We start from the raw sequence: 20,434 nt of genomic DNA, 5'->3' as shown, positions 1-20,434 counted from the left end.
AGGCGCGGCGCTCAGGCGCGACCGGTCCGGGCGATGGTCGCGGAGCCGACGACGCGGGTGCCGTCGTAGAGCACGACGGACTGGCCGGCGGCCACGCCCCGCGTGCGCTCGGCCAGCCGGACGTGCACCTCGTCCCCGGCGGACCACGCCCGGCCGGGCAGCTCCGCCCCGTGGGCGCGGAGCTGGACACCGACCTCGACGACCCCCTCGGGAGGAGGCCCGCACCACCGGGCGTGCTCGCCGACGATCTCGTCGATGCCGAGGAGCTCGGCCACGCCGACCGTGACGGTGTTCGTCGCGGTGTCGGTGCCGACGACGTAGCGCGGAGCGCCGTCGGGCGCGGGGCGCCGCAGGTGCAGGCCGCGGCGCTGACCGACCGTGTACCCGTAGGCGCCACCGTGCTCGCCGACGACCGCGCCGTCGGCGTCGACGATCGGGCCCGGGCGCTCCCCCAGCCGGCGGGCGAGCCAGCCGCGGGTGTCGCCGTCGGCGATGAAGCAGATGTCGTGGCTGTCCGGCTTCTTGGCCACGGAGAAACCGCGCCGGGCCGCCTCGGCCCGGATGTCCGGCTTCGTCGTGTCCCCGAGCGGGAAGAACGCGGCGGCGAGCTGGTCGGCGTCGAGGACCCCGAGCACGTACGACTGGTCCTTCGCGGCGTCGACCGCGCGGTGCAGCTCGCGCCGGCCCGTCGCGCACGCCGGGTCACCGGGCTCGACGATCCGCGCGTAGTGGCCGGTCGCCACGGCGTCGAAGCCGAGCGCGAGGGCCTTGTCGAGCAGCGCGGCGAACTTGATCTTCTCGTTGCAGCGCAGGCACGGGTTGGGGGTGCGGCCGGCCTCGTACTCGGCGACGAAGTCCTCGATGACGTCCGCCTGGAACCGGTCGGCGAGGTCCCAGACGTAGAAGGGGATCCCCAACCGGTCGGCGACCCGGCGGGCGTCGCCCGCGTCCTCGACCGTGCAGCAGCCCCGCGCCGACTCGCGCAGGGTCGCGGCCGAGCGCGACAGGGCGAGGTGGACCCCGACGACGTCGTGGCCCGCGTCCAGCATCCGCGCCGCGGCCACCGCCGAGTCGACCCCGCCGCTCATGGCGGCGACGACCCGCATCACCTCGCCCGCGCCGACGCCGCGGCGTGCGCCCGCTGGGCGCGGGCGACGGCGTCGGGCAGCACGTCGAGGAGGGCGTCGACGTCGGCGTCGGTGGAGGACCAGCCCAGCGAGAGGCGCAGCGCGCCGCGCGCCTCCGCCTCGGCGTACCCCATCGCGAGCACGACGTGGCTCGGCTGCGGCACGCCCGCGTGGCAGGCCGACCCCGTCGAGCAGGCGATCCCGGCCGCGTCGAGCAGGAACAGCAGGGAGTCGCCCTCACAGTCGGGCACGAGCACGTGGGCGTTGGCGGGGCTGCGTCGGGACACCTCACCGCGCTCCCACGCCCCGGTCACGCGGGCGCCGGGCACCGCGGCGAGCACCCCGTCGAGGATCCGGTCGCGCAGCGCCGCCAGGCGGGGCGCCTCGGTCGGCAGCTGCGCCACGGCCGAGGTGACGGCCGCCTCGAGGCCCACGACGAGCGCGGCCGGCAGGGTGCCGCTGCGCACGCCGCGTTCCTGACCCCCGCCGTACGAGAGCGGCTGCAGCGCCGCGTCCCGCTGCGCAAGGAGGACCCCGATGCCGGTGGGCCCGCCGAGCTTGTGCGCCGTGACCGCCGCGGTGGCCGCGCCGCTGCCGGCGAAGTCGACCGGCACGCGGCCCGCGGCCTGGACGGCGTCGGTGTGCAGCGGGATGCCCAGCTCGCGCAGGGCGCTCGCGAGACCCGGCACGTCGGTGACGGTCCCGACCTCGTTGTTGACCCACAGGCACGCGGCGAGCGCGACGGCGTCGGGGCCGCCCTCCCCCTCGTGCGCGGCCGCGACGAAGGCCTCGGCGGTGGACACGCCGTCCCGGCCGGGCGGGACGAGCGTGACGAGCGCGCCCTCGGACCGCGCGAGGTGCTCGGCGGCGTCGAGGACCGCGGAGTGCTCGGCCGCCCCGACGAGCAGGCGTCGGCGGGCGGGGTCGACCGCCCGCCGGGCGCGGTATCCCCCGAGCACGCCGATGTTGTCGGACTCGGTCCCCCCGGAGGTGAACAGGACCTCGGAGGGGCGCGCACCGAGGGCGTCGGCGAGGCGCTCGCGGCACTCCTCGACGACGCGGCGGGCGGCGCGGCCGGGCTCGTGCAGCGAGGAGGGGTTTCCGACGCGCGCCCATTCACGCGACATCGCCTCAAGGACGTCCGGTCGGAGCACGGACGTGGCGGCGTGGTCGAGGTACACGGCAGACACCCCTCGATCGTACGGGCGCGGGCGCCCGGCCGAACCGGCGGTGGCGGCGGCGACCCGGACCGCGCGGAGAGCGAACCGTATCCCGCCCGCAGGACCGCGACAGGGCCGCAGGGCCACCGGGTCGGCGCCCCACCGCAAAATGTTGCGCAAAGGTCTAGAGGTGAGCCGGGCGGGCACCCCTCATCCGGTAATCTTGAGACGTTCCATCCGCACGGCACGAACCCCGGCCACGACGGCGATCTCATGCTCGTCGCGCCACATCTTCCTTTCTCGGCCCGCCCGATCCGAGTCCGCGACGACCGCGGCCTGTTCCGATCGGATCGGTTCGGCCCCTTGGACCACTGAGCCCCGACGCCGCCCCCCGAGGCCGTCGGGGCTCAGTGCCGTCCGGCCCCGGCCTGCACACGGCCGGGCCACCCGGCGCCCTCGGACGGTCCCGGAACGGCCGCGAGCCCCGCCCCCGACGCAGCGGGGACGGGGCTCGCGCGACCTTTCGTCGGCTCGCTCGGAGCGGGAGGGCTCAGCCCTTGCCGGCCTCGACGGCCTGGGTGGCTTGCGGCAGGACCGTGAACAGGTCGCCGACGACGCCGAAGTCGACGAGCTCGAAGATCGGTGCCTCCTCGTCCTTGTTGACGGCGACGATCGTCTTGGAGGTCTGCATCCCGGCGCGGTGCTGGATGGCCCCGGAGATGCCGCACGCGACGTAGAGCTGCGGCGACACCTGCTTGCCGGTCTGCCCGACCTGGCTCGTGTGCGGGTACCACCCGGCGTCGACCGCGGCGCGGGACGCCCCGACCGCCGCGCCGAGGGCGTCGGCGAACGCCTCGACGGGCGAGAAGTCGCCGTTCGTGCCGCGCCCGCCCGAGACGACGATCGCGGCCTCGGACAGCTCGGGCCGCCCGCTCTTCTGCTTCTCGCGGCGCTCGGTGATCTGCGCGGTCTTCGCGGCGTCCGAGACCGTGACGTCGACGACCTCGTCGGCCGCGGCGCCCGGGGCCTGCTCCGGCGCGCACGAGTTGGGCTTCACCGTGACGATCGGGGTGCCGCGGGTGACGGTCGCCTCGACCGTGTACCCGCCGGCGAACACGGACTGCGTCGTCTCGACGCCGGACCCGCCGGCGCGGATGTCGACGGCGTCGGTGATGAGGCCGGATCCGGTGCGGACCGCCAGGCGGGCCGCGATCTCTTTGCCGTGCGCCGAGCTCGAGACGAGCACGGCGGCGGGCGCGGCCTGCTCGACGAGGGCGGCGAGGACGTCGACGACGGGGACGACGAGGTAGTCGTCGACGTCGGGGTTCTCGACGCGGTACACCTTCTGGGCGCCGTAGGCGGCGAGGGTTTCCTTGGCGGCGTCGAAGCCGGGGCCGAGGAACACCGCGGACGGCTCGCCGAGACGGCGGGCCAGGGTGAGCAGCTCGGACGTCGTCTTGCGGACCTGGCCGTCGACGTGGTCGACGAGGACGAGGACTTCACTCATGTGGTCGATGTCTCCTTGGCTCGCTCAGACGAACTTCTGCATGGTCAGGAACTGCGCGAGGACCGCGCCGCCGTTGCCGTCGTCGGTGACGACGAGGCCCTGCTGGCGCGGCGGCCGCTGGGTGATCTGCGTGACCTTCGTCCACGCCGCGTCCAGGCCGACCTCGCTCGCGTCGACGCCGAGGTCGGCGAGCGAGAACGTCTGCACCGGCTTCTTCTTCGCCGCCATGATCCCCTTGAAGGAGGGGTAGCGCGGCTCGTTGATCTGGTCGGTCACCGAGACGACGGCCGGCAGCGAGGCCCGGACGACCTCGGTGGCGACGTCGCCGTCGCGCCGGATCGTCACGGTGGACCCGTCGAGGGTGAGCTCCGAGGCGAAGGTCACCTGCGGCAGGCCCAGGCGCTCGGCGAGCATCGCCGGCACGACGGACATGGTGCCGTCGGTGGACGCCATGCCCGTGAGCACGAGGTCGACCCCGCCGATCTTCTCGACGGCCTTGGCGAGCACGAGCGACGTGGCGATGGAGTCCGAGCCGGCGAGGGCGTCGTCGCTGACGTGGACGCCGGCGTCGGCGCCCATCTGCAGCGACTTCTTGACGGCGTCGGCCGCCTTCGCGGGGCCCATCGTGAGGATCGTGACGGTCGTGTCGTCGCCCGCCGCCTCCTTGATTTTGAGAGCCTCCTCGACGGCGTACTCGTCGAGCTCGGAGAGCAGGCCGTCGACGGCCTCGCGCTCGGTGGTGTTGTCGGCGGCGTCGAAGGTGCGGTCCGACTGGGCGTCGGGCACGTGCTTCACACAGACCACGATGTTCATGCGTCAGCCTCTCGTGGGGGTCGATGACGATCGGGCGCCGGTCGGCCGGCGGCGCGGCCCGTGGGTGTCGGGCCGCTCTGCAATCCCTGTCAACCCTACTCAGGGCACCGGGGCCACCCCAACGCGACGGAGCGTGAGAGTCCCCACATCGAGCCCGGCGGAGACGACGACGCCCGCGACCGGTCGGGTCGCGGGCATCGGGGAACGGTCGGGTCGGACCGTCCGGTCAGGCGGGGGCGTCGCCGGCGCCCGGGTCGCCGAAGGGGTCCTCGCCCATCATCATCTGGTGCCACATGTGCACGGCGGTGAGGACGAGCTGGTAGCTGATGCTCACGAGGCCGCGTACGTCGGCGTCAGGGCCGACGATGTGCTCGCACGTGACGACGAGCGTGCCCTCGTTGATGCCGGCCTTGACGATGTTGAGGCGCAGCGAGAGGTCGTTGGCGGCGCGGTACTGGGTCAGCGGGTCCGTCGTGAGGTTCTCGGCGATGGTCCACTGCCCGAAGACGCGCATGACCGGCAGCTCGCCCTCGGTGATGTGCACGAAGAGCTGCTGGCCCTCGACCTTGAAGCTCACGTCTCCGTCGGCGTCGATGTCGGGGCGGAACCCCTCGTCCTGGAGGGCGTCGAGCACGCGGCCGCGAAGCGGATGCTCGTCGGCGGGCGGGGGGAAGTTCGGCAGGCTGGTCGGATCGGTCATGCCTCCACGCTACCGAGTTCGGCGCGGCGGCGACACGTGCGCCACCCCGGACACGCCGCGGGCCCCCCTACCCTGGGGTCGTGCCTCATCCCGATCTGCCTCCCCCGCTCGGGGCCACGCCGGACGAGACCGGGACGTCGTTCGCCGTCGCCGCCGGCCACGCCCAGCGCGTCGAGCTGTGCCTCTTCGACACCGACGACCGCGACGGGAGCTCCGAGCGCCGGATCCCCCTGACCGACAACGTCCACGGCGTCTGGTTCGCGCGGGTGCCGGGGGTGCGCCCGGGGCAGCGCTACGGCTACCGGGTCCACGGGCCGTGGCGCCCCGACCTGGGGCACACCCACAACCCGGCCAAGCTGCTGCTCGACCCGTACGCGGGCGCGATCGAGGGCGAGGTGGCCTGGCGGCCCGAGATCTACGGGCACCTCGTCGACGATCGTCTCGCCGGCGACCCCGAGGTCCGCGACGACCGCGACAGCGCACCGTTCGTCCCCCGTTCCGTCGTCGTCGACGCCTCCGCCGCCGGCGGCGTCGTCCCGACCCGCCGCGTCCCCTGGGCCTCGACCGTGATCTGGGAGGCGCACGTCGCCGGCGCGACGGCCCGGCACCCGGGGGTGCCGGAGGAGCTGCGCGGCACCTACGCGGGCCTCGCCCACCCTGCGGTGCTCGACCACCTCGTCGCCACGGGCGTGACCACCCTCGAGCTCCTGCCCGTGCACGCCTTCACGAGCGAGCCGCACCTGGCGACGAACGGCCGGGAGAACTACTGGGGCTACAACACCCTCGGCTTCTTCGCCCCGCACGCGGCCTACGCCGCCGCCACCGAGCCGGCCGAGGTGCTCGCGGAGTTCGCCGCCATGGTCGCCGCCTACCACGAGCGGGGTCTCGAGGTCCTCCTCGACGTCGTCTACAACCACACGTGCGAACAGTCCCGCGCCGGGGCGACCCTGTCCTGGCGCGGCCTCGACAACGCCGCCTACTACCGCCTCGACGCGCGCGGCCACGACGTCGACGTGACCGGCTGCGGCAACACGCTCGACCTGCGCGATCCGACGACGCTGCGGATGGTCCTCGACTCGCTCCGGCACTGGGTGACGGCCTACGGCGTCGACGGCTTCCGGTTCGACCTCGCCGTCGCGCTGGCCCGCGGCCGCAGCGACGACTACGACCCCGACCACCCCTTCCTCATGGCCCTGCGCACCGATCCGGTGCTCTCGCGGGTCAAGCTCGTGGCGGAGCCGTGGGACGTCGGCATCCACGGCTGGCGGACCGGCCAGTTCCCGGCGCCCTTCTCGGAGTGGAACGACCGGTTCCGCGACGCCGTGCGGACGTTCTGGCTCCCGGACGTCGCGCACCCGAGCCGCCACGCCGGACGCGTCGACGGGCACGGGGTCCGCGAGCTGGCCACGCGCCTCGCCGGCAGCCAGGACCTCTTCGACGGGCCGTCGGCCCGCGGGCCGCTCGCGTCGATCAACTACGTCGCCGCGCACGATGGCTACACCCTGGCCGACACGACGGCGTACGAGCACAAGCACAACGAGGCCAACGGCGAGGACAACCGCGACGGGCACGGCGACAACCGCTCGTGGAACCACGGTGTCGAGGGCTCGACCGACGACGAGGCGATCCTCGCGGCCCGACGCCGCTCGATCCGGAACCTGCTCGGGACGACCCTGCTCGCCACCGGCGTGCCGATGCTGACCGCGGGCGACGAGTTCGGGCGCACGCAGCGCGGCAACAACAACGCCTACTGCGCGGCCGTCGGGGTACGCAACGACCTCTCCTGGGTCGACTGGGACTTCGCCCCCTGGCAGGAGGACCTCGCGGCGACGACGGCGTTCCTCACCCGGCTGCGCCGGACGTACACGGTCCTGCGCCAGCGCACGTTCTTCTCGGACGAGCCGCGCCCCGGCGACGGCCGCGCCGACGTGCTGTGGTTCGGTCGCCTCGGCGAGCGGATGACGCACCAGGCCTGGGAGGACCCGCGCAGCCGGGTCCTGCAGATGCTGCTCCTCGCCGACGAGACCGACCACCGACCCGGCTCCGTGGACCACCCGACCTCCCTGCTCCTCGTCTTCCAGGGCAAGCACGGCCCGGCGCACGTGCGCCTGCCCGACGTCGACGCCGGCGCCGGCGCCGGCGCCCGGACCTACGAGCTGTTGTGGGACTCGAGCTGGGAGCGGCCGGCGCCGCAGGACGCCGAGCCGGCCCGCACGCCCGGCGGCGCGACCGACGCGATCGGCCCCCACTGCCTGCGCGTCTACTGCGTCGTCTGACCGAGCGGTCCACCCGCCGGGTCGACGGGTCCCTCGGCCGGCGATGCGCCCGTGCGCAGCACGGGCAGGCGGACGGCCGAGGGGTGGTCGGCGTCGTGGAAGACCTCGAACCGGCAGGTCCGGCCGGTGCTCGCGGCGCCGAACGGCTCGTCGGTGCCGAGGTTGCGGGCGAACCGCGGGAAGGCGCCGCCCGCGACCTGCACCCGGAGGCGGTGGCCCGCCCTCACCCGGTAGGCGGTGGGGAACAGCTCGACGTCGACCGCGAGGACCCCGTCGTCGCCGACGCGCACGTCGGGCGCCGGAACCGTGCCCGGCTCAAGGCGCCGGATGCCGTCGGTGATGTTGCGCGACACACCGCGCTCGTCGACGTCGCACAGCCGGACGACGAGGTCGGCGCGCGGGAGCTCCGTCCGGACGTGGACGCGGGCGCTCACCTCGCCGACGAGGTCGAGGTCGGCGGTCAGGGGTTCGCCGGTGACGACGAGGACGTCGGGGCGCGCCTCGACGGCCGACTGGTCGGCCTGCTTTCCGGGCGGGGTGAGGAGCGGGCCGCCGAGGTTCGGGGTGGGGTCCGCCGGGTCGTACGTGAACGCGCTGGGCGCGGCCGCGCCCGACTCGGGCTCCGGGGTGAGCCGCCCGTCGCCGCGCAGGTACCGGCCGAGCGTCTCGACGGGCGGCGGCCACTCGTCGAGGTGCAGCCAGGTGCCCGCCTGCTGGAGGTGGAGGCGGACCCGCCCGCCCTGCGGCGCGGGCCCGCCGGCGAGGTGGTGCCGCAGCCACTCGACGTCGCTGCGCAGCATCGCCCTCAGTTCCGCGGGCTCGCCGTGCAGCCACGGCCCCACGAGGAGCCGCGCGTCGACGCCCGCCTCCCGCAGGACCCGGAAGTCGCGGAGCTGTCCCGCCACGAACGGGTCCCACCCGCCGGTGACCATGTTGGCCGGGGGCATGCGGGACATGTCGACGTGGTCGTGGTCTGCGACGTCCCAGAAGGCGTCGCCCGGGGCGGCGTGCCCGACGAAGTCGCGCCAGAACGTGACCGGTGCGCCGACGGCCCGGGTGTCGGCGGCCTGGAGCGGCAGCCCCCGCATCGCGGCGCGCAGCCGCGCCGTCGCGACGGGGTCGGGCACGGCCTTCGGCAGACCGCGGGACTCCTGGCGGCCGATCTGGGCGCTCCAGGTCAACGCGGTGCGCAGGCCCGGCGCGCCGTGCTCGTAGAACGCCCGGGTCACCCGGGCCGCGGTGACGTGCGGCGAGACGCTGACCAGCGGCGGGTCGGCGTACGGGGCGATCGCCCACTGCGTGTGCCCGAAGTAGCTGCCGCCGGTCATCGACACCCGGCCGTCGCACCACGGCTGCCGCCGCACCCGCTCGAGGGTCGCGAGTCCGTCCTCGTGCTCGGTCGTGAAGGGCCGGAACTGGCCGCCGGAGCCGAACGTGCCCCGCGTCGACTGGATGAACACCCTGCAGCCCCCGCCGCGCGAACACGGCCCCGAACGCGAGGCCGGCGACGTTCCCCCGCCCGTAGGGCAGCCGGACGAGGACGACGGGCAGCGGCCCGGTGGCCGAGGCCGGCCGGTAGCGGTCGCCGAGGAGCGTGACCCCGTCGGGCATCGGCACGGCAGGTCGCGGTCGACGACGTGCCGGTCGATGGCGGGCGGCAGCCCGAGGAACGATCGGCGAGGGTCCCGCCGAGACGGCGCAGAGGGTCCATGTCCACGATCCTCACCCGGGCGGGGCCCACGCCGCACGCGACCCTCTGCTGCGCCCCGCCGGGACACGCCGGCGCCCCGCACGCGAGGGCGTGCGGGGCGCGGGCGGCGGGCCGGCCGCGGCGGGCAGCGGCGGCTCAGCCCTGCGGCATCCAGATGCGGTCGAGGTAGTCGCGCATCGAACGGTCGGAGGAGAAGAAGCCCGAGCGGGCGACGTTAAGGATCGCCGAGCGCGTCCAGCCCTCCTCGTCGCGGTAGGCCTCGTCGACCCGCGCCTGCGCGTCGACGTAGGACTGGAAGTCGGCGAGGGTCATGAACCGGTCGTTGTAGAGCAGGTCGTCGACGACGGGGGCCGCGAGGTTGCGGTTCCCGCCGGTGAAGTGCCCGCTGGCGAGGAGGTCGATCGCCTTCTTCAGCGTCTCGTTCGACTCGTAGACGGCGCTCGGCACGTAGCCCGCCGCCTGGAGCTGCGCGACCTCCGGCTCCGACATGCCGAAGAGGAAGAAGTTGTCGTCGCCGACGAGCTTGCGGATCTCGACGTTCGCGCCGTCGTCGGTGCCGATCGTCAGCGCACCGTTGAGCGCGAACTTCATGTTGCCCGTGCCCGACGCCTCCTTGCCCGCGAGCGAGATCTGCTCGGAGAGGTCGGCGGCCGGGATGAGCTTGTTCGCGAGGGTGACGTTGTAGTTGGCCGGGAAGGCCACCGACATGACCCCGCGCACCCGCTCGTCGGCGTTGATCGTCGCCGCGACCGAGTTGATGAGGAAGATGATCTCCTTCGCCATGTGGTACCCGGGCGCCGCCTTGGCGCCGAAGACGAAGGCGCGCGGGACGACGTCATCCGCGGTGACCTCGCCCTCCACGATGGAGCGGTACATGGTGACGATGTGCAGGAGCTTGAGCGATTGGCGCTTGTACTCGTGCAGCCGCTTGACCATGACGTCGAGCATCGCGTGCTCCGGCAGCTCGATCCCGTCGCGCACGGCGAGCAGGGCCCGGAGGCGGTCCTTGTTCGCCTGCTTGACCTCGCGGAAGCGGGTGCGGAACTCCGGGTCGTCCACGGAGGCCTCGAGCCCCGACAGTCGGTCGAGGTCGGTCTCCCAGCCCGTGCCGATCGTGTCGGTGACGAGCGCGGAGAGCTTGGGGTTGGCCAGGCGCACGAAGCGGCGCGGCGTCACGCCGTTGGTGACGTTCGTGAACTTCTCCGGCCACATCTGCGAGAAGTCGGGCAGCACCTTGTCGCGCAGGAGCTGGCTGTGCAGCTCCGCCACCCCGTTGACCTTGACGCCCGCGACCGTCGCGAGGTTCGCCATGCGCACGGCCCGCTCGGGGTGGTCCTGGATGATCGACATGCGGCGCACCCGCAGCTCGTCGCCCGGGAACTGCGCCCGGACGTCGGCAAGGAACTCCTCGTTGATCCGGTAGATGATCTCGAGGTGGCGCGGCAGCAGGCGACCGAGGAGGTCGACCGGCCACACCTCGAGGGCCTCCGGCAGCAGGGTGTGACACGTGTAGGCGAAGCAGCGCTGGGTGATCTCCCACGCCGGACCCCACTCGAAGCCGTGCTCGTCCATGAGCAGGCGCATGAGCTCGGGGATGGCGATGACCGGGTGGGTGTCGTTGAGCTGGAAGATGATCCGCTCGTCGAGCCGGGTCAGGTCGAAGTCGGGACCCAGCGTCCGGTCGAGGAAGTCCTTGAGGGAGCAGGCGACGAAGAAGTACTGCTGCTGCAGGCGCAGCTCGCGGCCCTGCGGCGTCGAGTCCTCCGGGTAGAGCACCTTGGAGATGTTCTCGGCGAACGTCTGGGCGCGCACGGCCTCGGCGTAGTCGCCGGCGTTGAAGACCTGCAGGTCGAACTCCTGCGTGGCCTTGGCCGACCACAACCGCAGCGTGTTGACGACGCCGTTCTGGAAGCCCGGGACCATGTAGTGGTAGGGCACGCCGAGGACGTGCCAGTCGGAGATCCAGCGCGAGCGCTCGCGGCCGGAGGAGTCGACGTAGGTCTCGGTCCGCCCGCCGAAGTCGACCCGGACGGCGCGGTCGGGGTGCGGGAACTCCCACGGGGCGCCGTACTGCAGCCACGAGTCGGGCACCTCGACCTGGCGGCCGTCCTCGAACGTCTGCCGAAAGATGCCGTACTCGTAGCGGATGCCGTAGCCGATGCACGGGACGTCCATCGTCGCGAGGGAGTCGATGAAGCACGCCGCGAGCCGGCCGAGGCCACCGTTCCCGAGGCCGGGCTCGACCTCCTGGGCGCGCAGCGTCGGCAGGTCGAGCCCGAGGCTCGCGAGCGCCTCGCAGGCGATGTCGCCGAGGTCGGTGGCGAGGAGGGCGTTGCCCATCTGGCGCCCGAGCAGGTACTCGGCGGACAGGTACCCGACGATCTTCGTCGGCTTCTCGCGCCGGGCGCGGGCCGTCTCGAGCCAGTCGGCCATGAGGTAGGTGCGGACCGTGCGCGCCAGGGCCAGGTACTGGTCGTTGGGCGTCGACCGCGAGAGCAGCACGCCCTCACCGAAGTTGAGCTCCTCGAGGAACTCCTTCGCGAAACCGTCCACCGTCCGCGGGGGGCGGGTCACCGGTGCGGTGGCCAGCGGGCTCGTCGGGGTGATCGCGGGACCCTGGTGATCGGCGCTGTACGCCTGGGGGTTCTCGTCCGCGAGCCAGCTCGCAGGTGTCGCGTGCGGAGTGGCTTTCTGGGTCATCTCGCCTCCGGAGTCGTCGAGGGATCCGGACGTGCTGGATGCTCCGGCCCGCTTCTGCGCGGAACCACGGTCCGGTCTCGCCTGCCAGGATAGGCGACCGCCGGTCCGCTCCGGCCGCTCCCGAGCCGCCGGCAGGGGGCCCGGCGCCCGCTCGTCGGCCCCGATCCGGGACGAAACGGGCGCCGATGGGCGGCGTGCGCAAGACCGCCGACACCTCGGCCGGCGGGGCGGCCGGGGGTCGGCCGGGGGGAGGCACGCCTCGGGGTGTCGTCGGCTGCATCGATTCGATAGCGTCGGGGCCGTGACCACGACCTCTGCGAACACCCCGATCGCCCAGTCGTCGCCCCCGCAACGCCCCCTCGGGCGGATACCGGTGCTCGACGTCACCCCCGTCGTCGAGAACGGCGCCTTCCCCATGAAATCCGTCGTCGGCGAGCAGGTCCCCGTGACCGCCCGCGTGTTCCGCGAGGGCCACGACGCGGCCAACGCCACCGTCGTCGTCACCGACGCCGCGGGGCGCGAGCACCACGTCCCCATGACCTGCACCAACGTCGGTCTGTCCCTGTGGGAGGCCACGGTCGTCGCCGACGCCGAGGGCGCGTGGTCGTTCCGCGTCGAGGGCTGGTCCGACCCGTACGGCACCTGGGAGCACGACGCGTCGATCAAGGTGGCCGCCGGTGTCGACGTCGACCTCATGCTCGAGGAGGGCGCGCTCGTCCTCGAGCGCGCGCTGGCGGTGCCGGGGCGCCCCGAGCAGGGCACGCGCGCCCTCACCGACGCCGTCGCCGCGCTGCGCGACGCCGACCGGTCGGCCGCCACCCGCCTCGCGGCCGGGATGACCGCCGACGTGGTGGCCGAGCTGCACGCCCGGCCGCTGCGCGACTCCGTCTCCCCGAGCCCCGAGTACGGCTGGCTCGTCGAGCGCGTCCGCGCCCTGTACGGCGCCTGGTACGAGATCTTCCCGCGCTCCGAGGGCTGCCACCGCGACCCCGAGACCGGCGAGTGGGTCACCGGCACGCTGCGCACCGCCGCCGAGCGCCTGCCGGCCATCGCCGGGATGGGCTTCGACGTCGTCTACCTCACCCCGATCCACCCGATCGGTCGCACGAACCGCAAGGGCCCCAACAACACCCTCGTCGCGGGCGAGGCCGACCCGGGCAGCCCGTACGCGATCGGCAGCGCCGACGGCGGCCACGACGCGATCGAGCCCAGCCTCGGCGACTTCGACGACTTCGACCACTTCGTGGCGCGGGCGGCCGACCTCGGCCTCGAGGTCGCCCTCGACCTCGCGCTGCAGTGCTCCCCCGACCACCCGTGGGTCACCTCCCACCCCGAGTGGTTCACGACGCGCGCCGACGGCACCATCGCCTTCGCCGAGAACCCGCCGAAGAAGTACCAGGACATCTACCCCCTGAACTTCGACAACGACCCGGCCGGCATCTACGCCGAGGTCCGCCGGGTCGTGCAGGTGTGGATCGACCACGGCGTGAAGATCTTCCGCGTCGACAACCCGCACACCAAGCCGGTCGAGTTCTGGCAGTGGCTCATCGCCGACGTCGCGAAGGACCACCCGGACGTCGTCTGGCTCGCCGAGGCGTTCACCAGGCCGGCGATGATGGCGGCCCTGGCCAAGGTCGGCTTCCAGCAGAGCTACACGTACTACGCCTGGCGCAACGGCAAGGCCGAGCTCGAGGAGTACATGACCGAGCTGTCGGAGGACACCGCGGCGTTCATGCGCCCGAGCTTCTGGCCCACGACCCACGACATCCTCACGCCGTACATGCAGTACGGCGGGCCGACGGCGTGGAAGCTGCGGGCCGCCCTGGCCGCGACCCTCGTGCCCACGTACGGCATCTACGCCGGCTACGAGCTCATCGAGTCCGTGGCCCGCCCGGGCGCCGAGGAGCAGATCGACAACGAGAAGTACGAGTTCAAGGACCGTCGCTGGGCCGACTACGAGCCCGGCGGTCCGCTCGCCGGGCAGCTGTGGCTCGCCGACTACCTGCGCATGCTCAACGACGCCCGCCGGGCCCACCCCGCCCTGCAGTGGCTGCGCAACTACCGCGCCCAGATCGTCGAGGACGACTCGGTGCTGTGCTTCTCCAAGCGCTACACGCGCGACGGGATCGACGACGTCGTCATCGTCGTCGCCGCGACCGACCCGCACTCCACGCGGGAGACGATGATCCACCTCGACATGCCCTCGCTCGGCCTCGGCTGGGACGACCGGTTCCTCGCCAAGGACCTCGTCACCGGCGAGTCCTGGGACTGGGGCGCCCACAACTTCGTCCGTGTCGGCCGCGACGGCGAGCCGGTGCACATCATCCACGTCAGGAGGTTCTGATGCAGGGGCTCAACCTCTCCCAGCCCGGCCTCAAGCACGACCCGAACTGGTTCAAGACCGCGGTCTTCTACGAGGTCCTCGTGCGAGCCTTCTCCGACTCCAAGGGCACGGGCTCGGGCGACTTCACGGGGCTCATCGGCAAGCTGGACTACCTCGCGTGGCTCGGCGTCGACTGCCTGTGGATCCCGCCGTTCTACGCCTCCCCCCTGCGCGACGGCGGCTACGACATCGCCGACTACACGGCCGTGCTGCCGGAGTTCGGCACGCTCGTGGAGTTCACCGAGCTCGTCAGCCAGGCCCACGCCCGCGGAATCCGCATCATCACCGACTTCGTCATGAACCACACGAGCGATCAGCACCCGTGGTTCCAGGCGAGCCGGTCCGACCCCGACGGCGAGTTCGGCGACTTCTACGTGTGGTCCGACGACGACACGAAGTACGGCGACGCGCGCATCATCTTCGTCGACACCGAGGTCAGCAACTGGACCTTCGACCCCGTGCGCCGGCAGTTCTTCTGGCACCGCTTCTTCAGCCACCAGCCCGACCTGAACTTCGAGAACCCGAAGGTTCAGGAGGCGATGTTCGACGTCGTCCGCTTCTGGATGGACCTCGGGATCGACGGCTTCCGGCTCGACGCCGTGCCCTACCTCTTCGAGGAGGAGGGGCACAACGGCGAGAACCACCCCAAGACGCACGAGTTCCTCGCCGAGCTGCGCGCCATGGTCGACGAGGAGTACCCGGGCCGCGTCCTGCTGGCCGAGGCGAACCAGATGCCCCACGAGGTCGTCGACTACTTCGGCACCGAGGAGGCGCCGGAGTGCCAGATGTGCTTCCACTTCCCCGTCATGCCGCGCCTGTACTCGGCGCTGCGCGAGGAGAAGGCGACGCCGATCATCGACGTGCTCGCCGACACCCCCGCCATCCCCAAGGGCACCCAGTGGGGCACGTTCCTGCGCAACCACGACGAGCTGACGCTCGAGATGGTCACGCCGGAGGAGCGGGCCGCGATGTACGGCTGGTACGCGCCCGACCCGCGGATGCGGGCCAACGTCGGCATCCGCCGCCGCCTCGCGACGCTGCTCGACAACAGCCGTCCCGAGACCGAGGTCATCCACGCGCTCGTGCTCTCGCTGCCCGGCAGCCCGTGCCTGTACTACGGCGACGAGATCGGCATGGGCGACAACATCTGGCTCGCCGACCGCGACGCCGTGCGCACGCCGATGCAGTGGACGCCCGACCGCAACGCGGGCTTCAGCAACGTCGACCCCGGCAAGCTCTACCTGCCGGTCATCCAGTCGCTCGTCTACCACCACAACAACATCAACGTCGAGGCGCAGATGGCGACGAGCTCGTCGCTGCTGCACTGGGTGCGCGCCATGCTCGACGTGCGCCGCCGGCACCCCGTCTTCGGGCTCGGCACGTTCGACATGATGACCACCGACAACGAGGCGCTGCTCGCGTACGTGCGCGACCTGTCCGAGCAGGACGCCCCGGACGGGTACGAGGACGGCGAGACCGTGCTCGTCGTCAACAACCTCTCGTCGCGCCCGCAGGCGGGCGTCGTGCAGCTCCCGGAGCGGTTCGCCGGGGCCCGCGTGCGGGACCTGTTCGGCGGCAGCGGGTTCGCCGACGTCCGCGACGACGCGACCGTGCAGCTCACGCTGGGCTCGCGGGACTTCTTCTGGCTCAAGCTCGTGGAGCGCGACCGTGGCTGAGATCTACGACACGACCGTCGAACCCGGCAAGCTCGAGCTCGTCTCCGCGTGGATCGGGCGGCAGCGGTGGTACGCGAACAAGGGGCGGACGCCGCGGCTCACGCGCCTCGACGGCTACCGCCTCGACGACCCGCGCGACGAGGTCGGCATCGAGACCCTCGTGGTCCTCGACACCGCCGGCGACGAACCGGTCGTCTACCAGGTGCCGCTGACCTACCGCGGTTCGCCGCTCGACGGCGCCGAGCGCGCCCTCGTCGGCGAGACCGAGCACGGCGTCCTCGGGCACCGGTGGGTCTACGACGCGACGCACGACCCGGTGTACGCGCAGCAGCTGCTCGCGCTGGCCCAGGGCCGGGTGCAGGCGCAGCACGCGAGCGTGTCGTGGACGCCGGAGCTGCGAGTGGTCGGCCGACCGCAGCCCGGCACGGCGGCGCTGGAGGTGACCGCGAGCAAGGTGCTCTCGGGCGAGCAGTCGAACACGTCGATCATCTGCGCGGCCACCGGCGAGGACGGCGTCGTCCACAACGTCATCGTCAAGGTGTTCCGCATGCTGCAGGCCGGCGAGAACCCCGACGTCGTCGTGCAGGGCGCCATCTCGGCCGCCGGGTCGACGCGCGTGCCCGCCTCCGTCGGCGCCGTCGAGGCGTCGTGGGCGACCGCGCCCGCCGACGGCTCGGACGCTCCCCAGGCCCGCGGCCACCTCGCGTTCGCGCAGGAGTTCCTGCCCGGCAGCGCCGACGCGTGGCGCGTGGCGCTCGACGCGGCGCGTGCGGGCCAGGACTTCACCGCGCAGGCCCACGCCCTCGGCGAGGCGACCGCCGAGGTGCACGCCGTCCTCGCGGAGGCGATGCCGACGATCGAGGCGACCGCCTCCGACCGCGACGCCCTCGCCGCCCAGTGGGCCTCTCGCCGCGCGTCGGCCCTCGCGGCCGACCCGGAGCTGGCCGGCCTGTCCGACCGCATCGACGCGGTGTTCGCGGCCGCGGTGTCCGTGGACTGGCCGCGCCTGCATCGCGTCCACGGCGACTACCACCTCGGGCAGGTGCTCGGCGTGCCAGGGCGGGGCTGGGTGCTCCTCGACTTCGAGGGCGAGCCCCTGCGGCCCCTGGCCCAGCGCAGCGTCCCCGACCTCGCCTTGCGCGACGTCGCCGGCATGCTCCGCTCCTTCGACTACGCGGCCGGCTCGATCGACCTGGAGTCGGCCTCGGCGTCGGCGTCCGATCCCGGCACCGCCGCCGCCGGCCCGTCCGCCGCGGCGCGCTGGGCCGCGGACGCCCGCGAGGCGTTCCTCGCCGGGTACGCCGCGCGCTCCGGCGCCGACCCCCGGCACGACCCGAACAGCGCGACCCTGCTCGCCGCACTCGAACTCGACAAGGCGCTGTACGAGGTCGGCTACGAGGCGCGCAACCGCCCCGCGTGGCTGCCCATCCCCGCCGGCGCCGTCGCTCGCCTGTGCGAGCCGCAGCCCGGCTCGGCGCGCGTCCGCGTCAGCCCCAGCGCCATCCCCGACCTGAGCGACGACCACGACGTCCCCGTGACGCCGGTCGTCGCGGGTCACGGCGGTCCTCCGACCGCCCCGACCGAAAGGACACCGACCCCCATGTCGGACCCCACCCCCCCGACCCGCTCGGACCAGGCGTCCACCGGCCGGCCGGATCTCGCGGCCCCCACACACCCCGACAACCCCACAGCTCAGACGTCCTCGACCGGCGTCGTCGCCTCGGGAGACCCCGTCGTCGACCCGGCGGTCGACGCCGAGTCCGCCGACGCCGCGGGGACCACGGGCGCGACCGGCGCCGTGGCCGGTTCGGGCGTGCCCACGCCCGCCGCCGGTGTCACCCCCGCAGACTCCCCCGCCGGATCCGACGGCGCCGACTCCCCCGCCGGCGACCGGCCGTCGGGCCCGCGTCCCGTCGACGGCGACGAGCTCGCCCTGCTCGCGCGCGGCGGCCACGGCGACCCGCACCACGTCCTCGGCGCGCACCCCTTCGCGGGCGGCGTCACCGTCCGGGCGCTGCGGCCCCTGGCGGAGAGCGTCGAGGTCGAGCTGCCCGACGGCTCGGTCCACCCGATGACCCACGAGCACTCGGGCGTCTGGGTCGTCCACCTCGACCGCGCCGAGCTGTCCGACTACCGCCTGAAAGTGACCTACGCCGGCGGCGAGGCGATCACGCAGGATGACCCCTACCGCTTCTGGCCGACCCTCGGCGACGTCGACCTCCACCTCATCGGCGAGGGCCGCCACGAGGAGCTGTGGCGGGTGCTCGGCTCGCACGTACGCACCTACCCCGGCGCGATGGGCGAGGTCGTCGGCACGAGCTTCGCCGTGTGGGCCCCCAACGCCCGCGCCGTCCGCCTCATCGGTGAGTTCAACCACTGGAACGGCCAGTCGCACCCGATGCGCGCCCTCGGCTCGACCGGCCTGTGGGAGCTGTTCGTGCCCGGCGTCGCCGAGAACACGACGTACAAGTACGAGATCCTCGGGGCCGACGGCTACTGGCGACCCAAGGCCGACCCGATGGCCCGCGCCACCCAGTGCCCGCCCGAGACGGCCTCCGTCGTCACCCGCTCGGGGTACGAGTGGGGCGACGCGCAGTGGCTCGAGCGGCGCGAGAACACCGACGCGCAGAACGCGCCCATGAGCGTCTACGAGGTCCACCTCGGCTCGTGGCGCCAGGGTCTGAGCTACACCGAGCTCGCCGAGCACCTCGTCAACTACGTCAGCGACCTCGGCTTCACGCACGTCGAGTTCATGCCCGTCATGGAGCACCCGTACGGGCCGAGCTGGGGCTACCAGGTCACCGGCTACTACGCCCCGACGTCGCGGTTCGGCTCGCCCGACGAGTTCCGCTACCTCGTGGACCGCCTGCACCAGGCCGGCATCGGGGTCATCCTCGACTGGGTCCCGGGTCACTTCCCCAAGGACTCGTTCGCGCTCGCGAAGTTCGACGGGCAGGCCCTCTACGAGCACCCGGACCCCCGCCGCGGCGACCAGCCCGACTGGGGCACCCACGTGTTCGACTTCGGCCGCCCGCAGGTGCGCAACTTCCTCGTGGCCAACGCCTCGTACTGGATCGAGGAGTTCCACGTCGACGGGCTGCGCGTCGACGCCGTCGCCTCGATGCTCTACCTCGACTACTCGCGCAACGACGGCGAGTGGCTGCCCAACCGCTACGGCGGCCGCGAGCACCTCGAGGCCGTAGAGCTCCTGCAGGAGATGAACGCGACCGTCTACCGCCGTTACCCCGGCGCCGTGACGATCGCCGAGGAGTCGACGAGCTGGCCCGGGATCACGACGCCCACGTACCTCGGCGGGCTCGGGTTCGGGCTGAAGTGGAACATGGGCTGGATGCACGACACGCTCTCCTACGTCGAGCAGCCGCCCGTCTACCGGCAGTACCACCACCACCAGATGACGTTCGCGATGGTGTACGCGTACTCCGAGAAGTTCTGCCTGCCCATCAGCCACGACGAGGTCGTCTACGGCAAGGGCTCGATGCTGCGGAAGATGCCGGGCGACCGGTGGGAGCAGCTCGCCGGCCTGCGCTCGTACTACGCCTTCATGTGGAGCCACCCCGGCAAGCAGCTGATCTTCATGGGCCAGGAGTTCGCGCAGGAGTCGGAGTGGGCCGACGCGCGCAGCCTCGACTGGTGGCTGCTCGACCACGAGCCGCACTGGAAGATGCACGCGCTGCTCAAGGACCTCAACCGGCTCTACACGTCCCGCCCGGCGCTGTGGGCGCACGACAACGACCCGTCGGGCTTCGCGTGGATCGACGCGAACGACGCCGCCGGCAACACGTACTCCTACCTGCGGTACGGCACCGCCGACGAGTCGGGTGAGCGCCCGGTCCTCGCCGCCGTCGTCAACTTCGCGGGCACGGAGCACCACCGCTACCGCGTCGGCCTGCCCCACCCGGGCCCGTGGCGCGAGGTCCTCAACACCGACTCGACCGACTACGGCGGTTCGGGGGTCGGCAACCTCGGTCAGGTCGTGGCCGAGGAGGTGCCGTGGCACGGGCAGCCGTACTCGGCGCTCATCACGCTGCCCAAGCTCGGTGCGGTGTGGTTCGAGCCGACGTCGACGCCGTCGGAGCCGCTCCCGAGCGCCGACGCCTCGCGCCGCGCCCGCACCCCCGGGGTGGCCCGGCCCGAACTGAGCGGGGCACCCGTCGTCGAGGAGGAGGCCGTCGCGGCCGACGTCTCGCCCGAGGAGATCGCCGAACCCCCCGTGGGGACCTCCGGCAGCGGCGCCGAGCGCGACGCCGACCTCGCGAACCCGACGGACGCGCCGCCGACGATCACCTGAGCGTCCCCGCCGTGTCACGGCGCGCCCCCTCGACCCTCGCGGTCGAGGGGCGCGCCGCGTCCTGGCCGTGGG

At 73.1% G+C, this 20,434-nt stretch carries 11 protein-coding genes; 4 read left to right on the top strand and 7 right to left on the bottom strand.

The window, feature by feature from the left end; all coding sequences use genetic code 11:
- Window positions 1-11 precede the first annotated feature (11 nt).
- The 5 genes from mnmA to ICW24_RS04360 all read right to left on the bottom strand — a co-directional run bounded on the left by mnmA (window position 12) and on the right by ICW24_RS04360 (window position 5,307).
- The gene (gene mnmA, locus ICW24_RS04380) at window positions 12-1,106 is read right to left on the bottom strand and encodes a tRNA 2-thiouridine(34) synthase MnmA (protein WP_226344496.1); all 1,095 of its coding nucleotides are present in this window, start codon (window positions 1,104-1,106) and stop codon (window positions 12-14) included.
- On the bottom strand, window positions 1,106-2,308 hold the full coding sequence (locus ICW24_RS04375; RefSeq protein WP_226344765.1) for a cysteine desulfurase family protein: 1,203 nt from the start codon (window positions 2,306-2,308) through the stop codon (window positions 1,106-1,108). The genes mnmA and ICW24_RS04375 overlap by 1 nt, the downstream gene beginning before the upstream one ends.
- 529 nt (window positions 2,309-2,837) lie before the next feature.
- Entirely contained in the window at window positions 2,838-3,794 is a 957-nt protein-coding gene (locus ICW24_RS04370) for an electron transfer flavoprotein subunit alpha/FixB family protein (RefSeq protein WP_226344495.1), read from the bottom strand.
- Between the two features lie 24 nt (window positions 3,795-3,818).
- Window positions 3,819-4,607 (bottom strand): electron transfer flavoprotein subunit beta/FixA family protein, encoded by a 789-nt coding sequence (locus ICW24_RS04365; protein WP_226344494.1) that lies wholly within the window; start codon window positions 4,605-4,607, stop codon window positions 3,819-3,821.
- A gap of 226 nt (window positions 4,608-4,833) precedes the next feature.
- Entirely contained in the window at window positions 4,834-5,307 is a 474-nt protein-coding gene (locus ICW24_RS04360) for a hypothetical protein (RefSeq protein WP_226344493.1), read from the bottom strand.
- 80 nt (window positions 5,308-5,387) lie between these two features.
- Between ICW24_RS04360 and glgX the strand changes: the two genes are divergently transcribed.
- Entirely contained in the window at window positions 5,388-7,583 is a 2,196-nt protein-coding gene (gene glgX, locus ICW24_RS04355; RefSeq protein ID WP_226344492.1) for a glycogen debranching protein GlgX, read from the top strand.
- Here the strand turns inward: glgX and ICW24_RS04350 are convergent.
- Both ICW24_RS04350 and ICW24_RS04345 read right to left on the bottom strand, forming a co-directional pair.
- Entirely contained in the window at window positions 7,568-9,043 is a 1,476-nt protein-coding gene (locus ICW24_RS04350) for a CocE/NonD family hydrolase (RefSeq protein WP_226344491.1), read from the bottom strand. The genes glgX and ICW24_RS04350 overlap by 16 nt on opposite strands.
- A gap of 386 nt (window positions 9,044-9,429) precedes the next feature.
- The gene (locus ICW24_RS04345) at window positions 9,430-11,994 is read right to left on the bottom strand and encodes a glycogen/starch/alpha-glucan phosphorylase (RefSeq protein WP_226344490.1); all 2,565 of its coding nucleotides are present in this window, start codon (window positions 11,992-11,994) and stop codon (window positions 9,430-9,432) included.
- Window positions 11,995-12,295: 301 nt separating this feature from the next.
- On the opposite strand from ICW24_RS04345, the gene ICW24_RS04340 reads away from it, so the two are divergent.
- The 3 genes from ICW24_RS04340 to glgB are packed head-to-tail and all read left to right on the top strand — an operon-like array spanning window position 12,296 to window position 20,362.
- Window positions 12,296-14,338, top strand: coding sequence for an alpha-1,4-glucan--maltose-1-phosphate maltosyltransferase (locus tag ICW24_RS04340; RefSeq protein WP_226344489.1), 2,043 nt, complete (start codon window positions 12,296-12,298; stop codon window positions 14,336-14,338).
- Window positions 14,338-16,053, top strand: coding sequence for a maltose alpha-D-glucosyltransferase (gene treS / locus ICW24_RS04335; protein WP_226344488.1), 1,716 nt, complete (start codon window positions 14,338-14,340; stop codon window positions 16,051-16,053). The genes ICW24_RS04340 and treS overlap by 1 nt, the downstream gene beginning before the upstream one ends.
- Window positions 16,046-20,362 (top strand): 1,4-alpha-glucan branching protein GlgB, encoded by a 4,317-nt coding sequence (gene glgB, locus ICW24_RS04330; RefSeq protein WP_226344487.1) that lies wholly within the window; start codon window positions 16,046-16,048, stop codon window positions 20,360-20,362. The genes treS and glgB overlap by 8 nt, the downstream gene beginning before the upstream one ends.
- Window positions 20,363-20,434: the final 72 nt, after the last annotated feature.

This window comes from Agilicoccus flavus, from assembly GCF_014857905.1.
GTDB lineage: Bacteria > Actinomycetota > Actinomycetes > Actinomycetales > Dermatophilaceae > Agilicoccus > Agilicoccus flavus.
The sequence above is the reverse complement of the archived record's forward strand: the minus strand, read 5'-3'. Positions and strand labels throughout refer to the sequence as shown.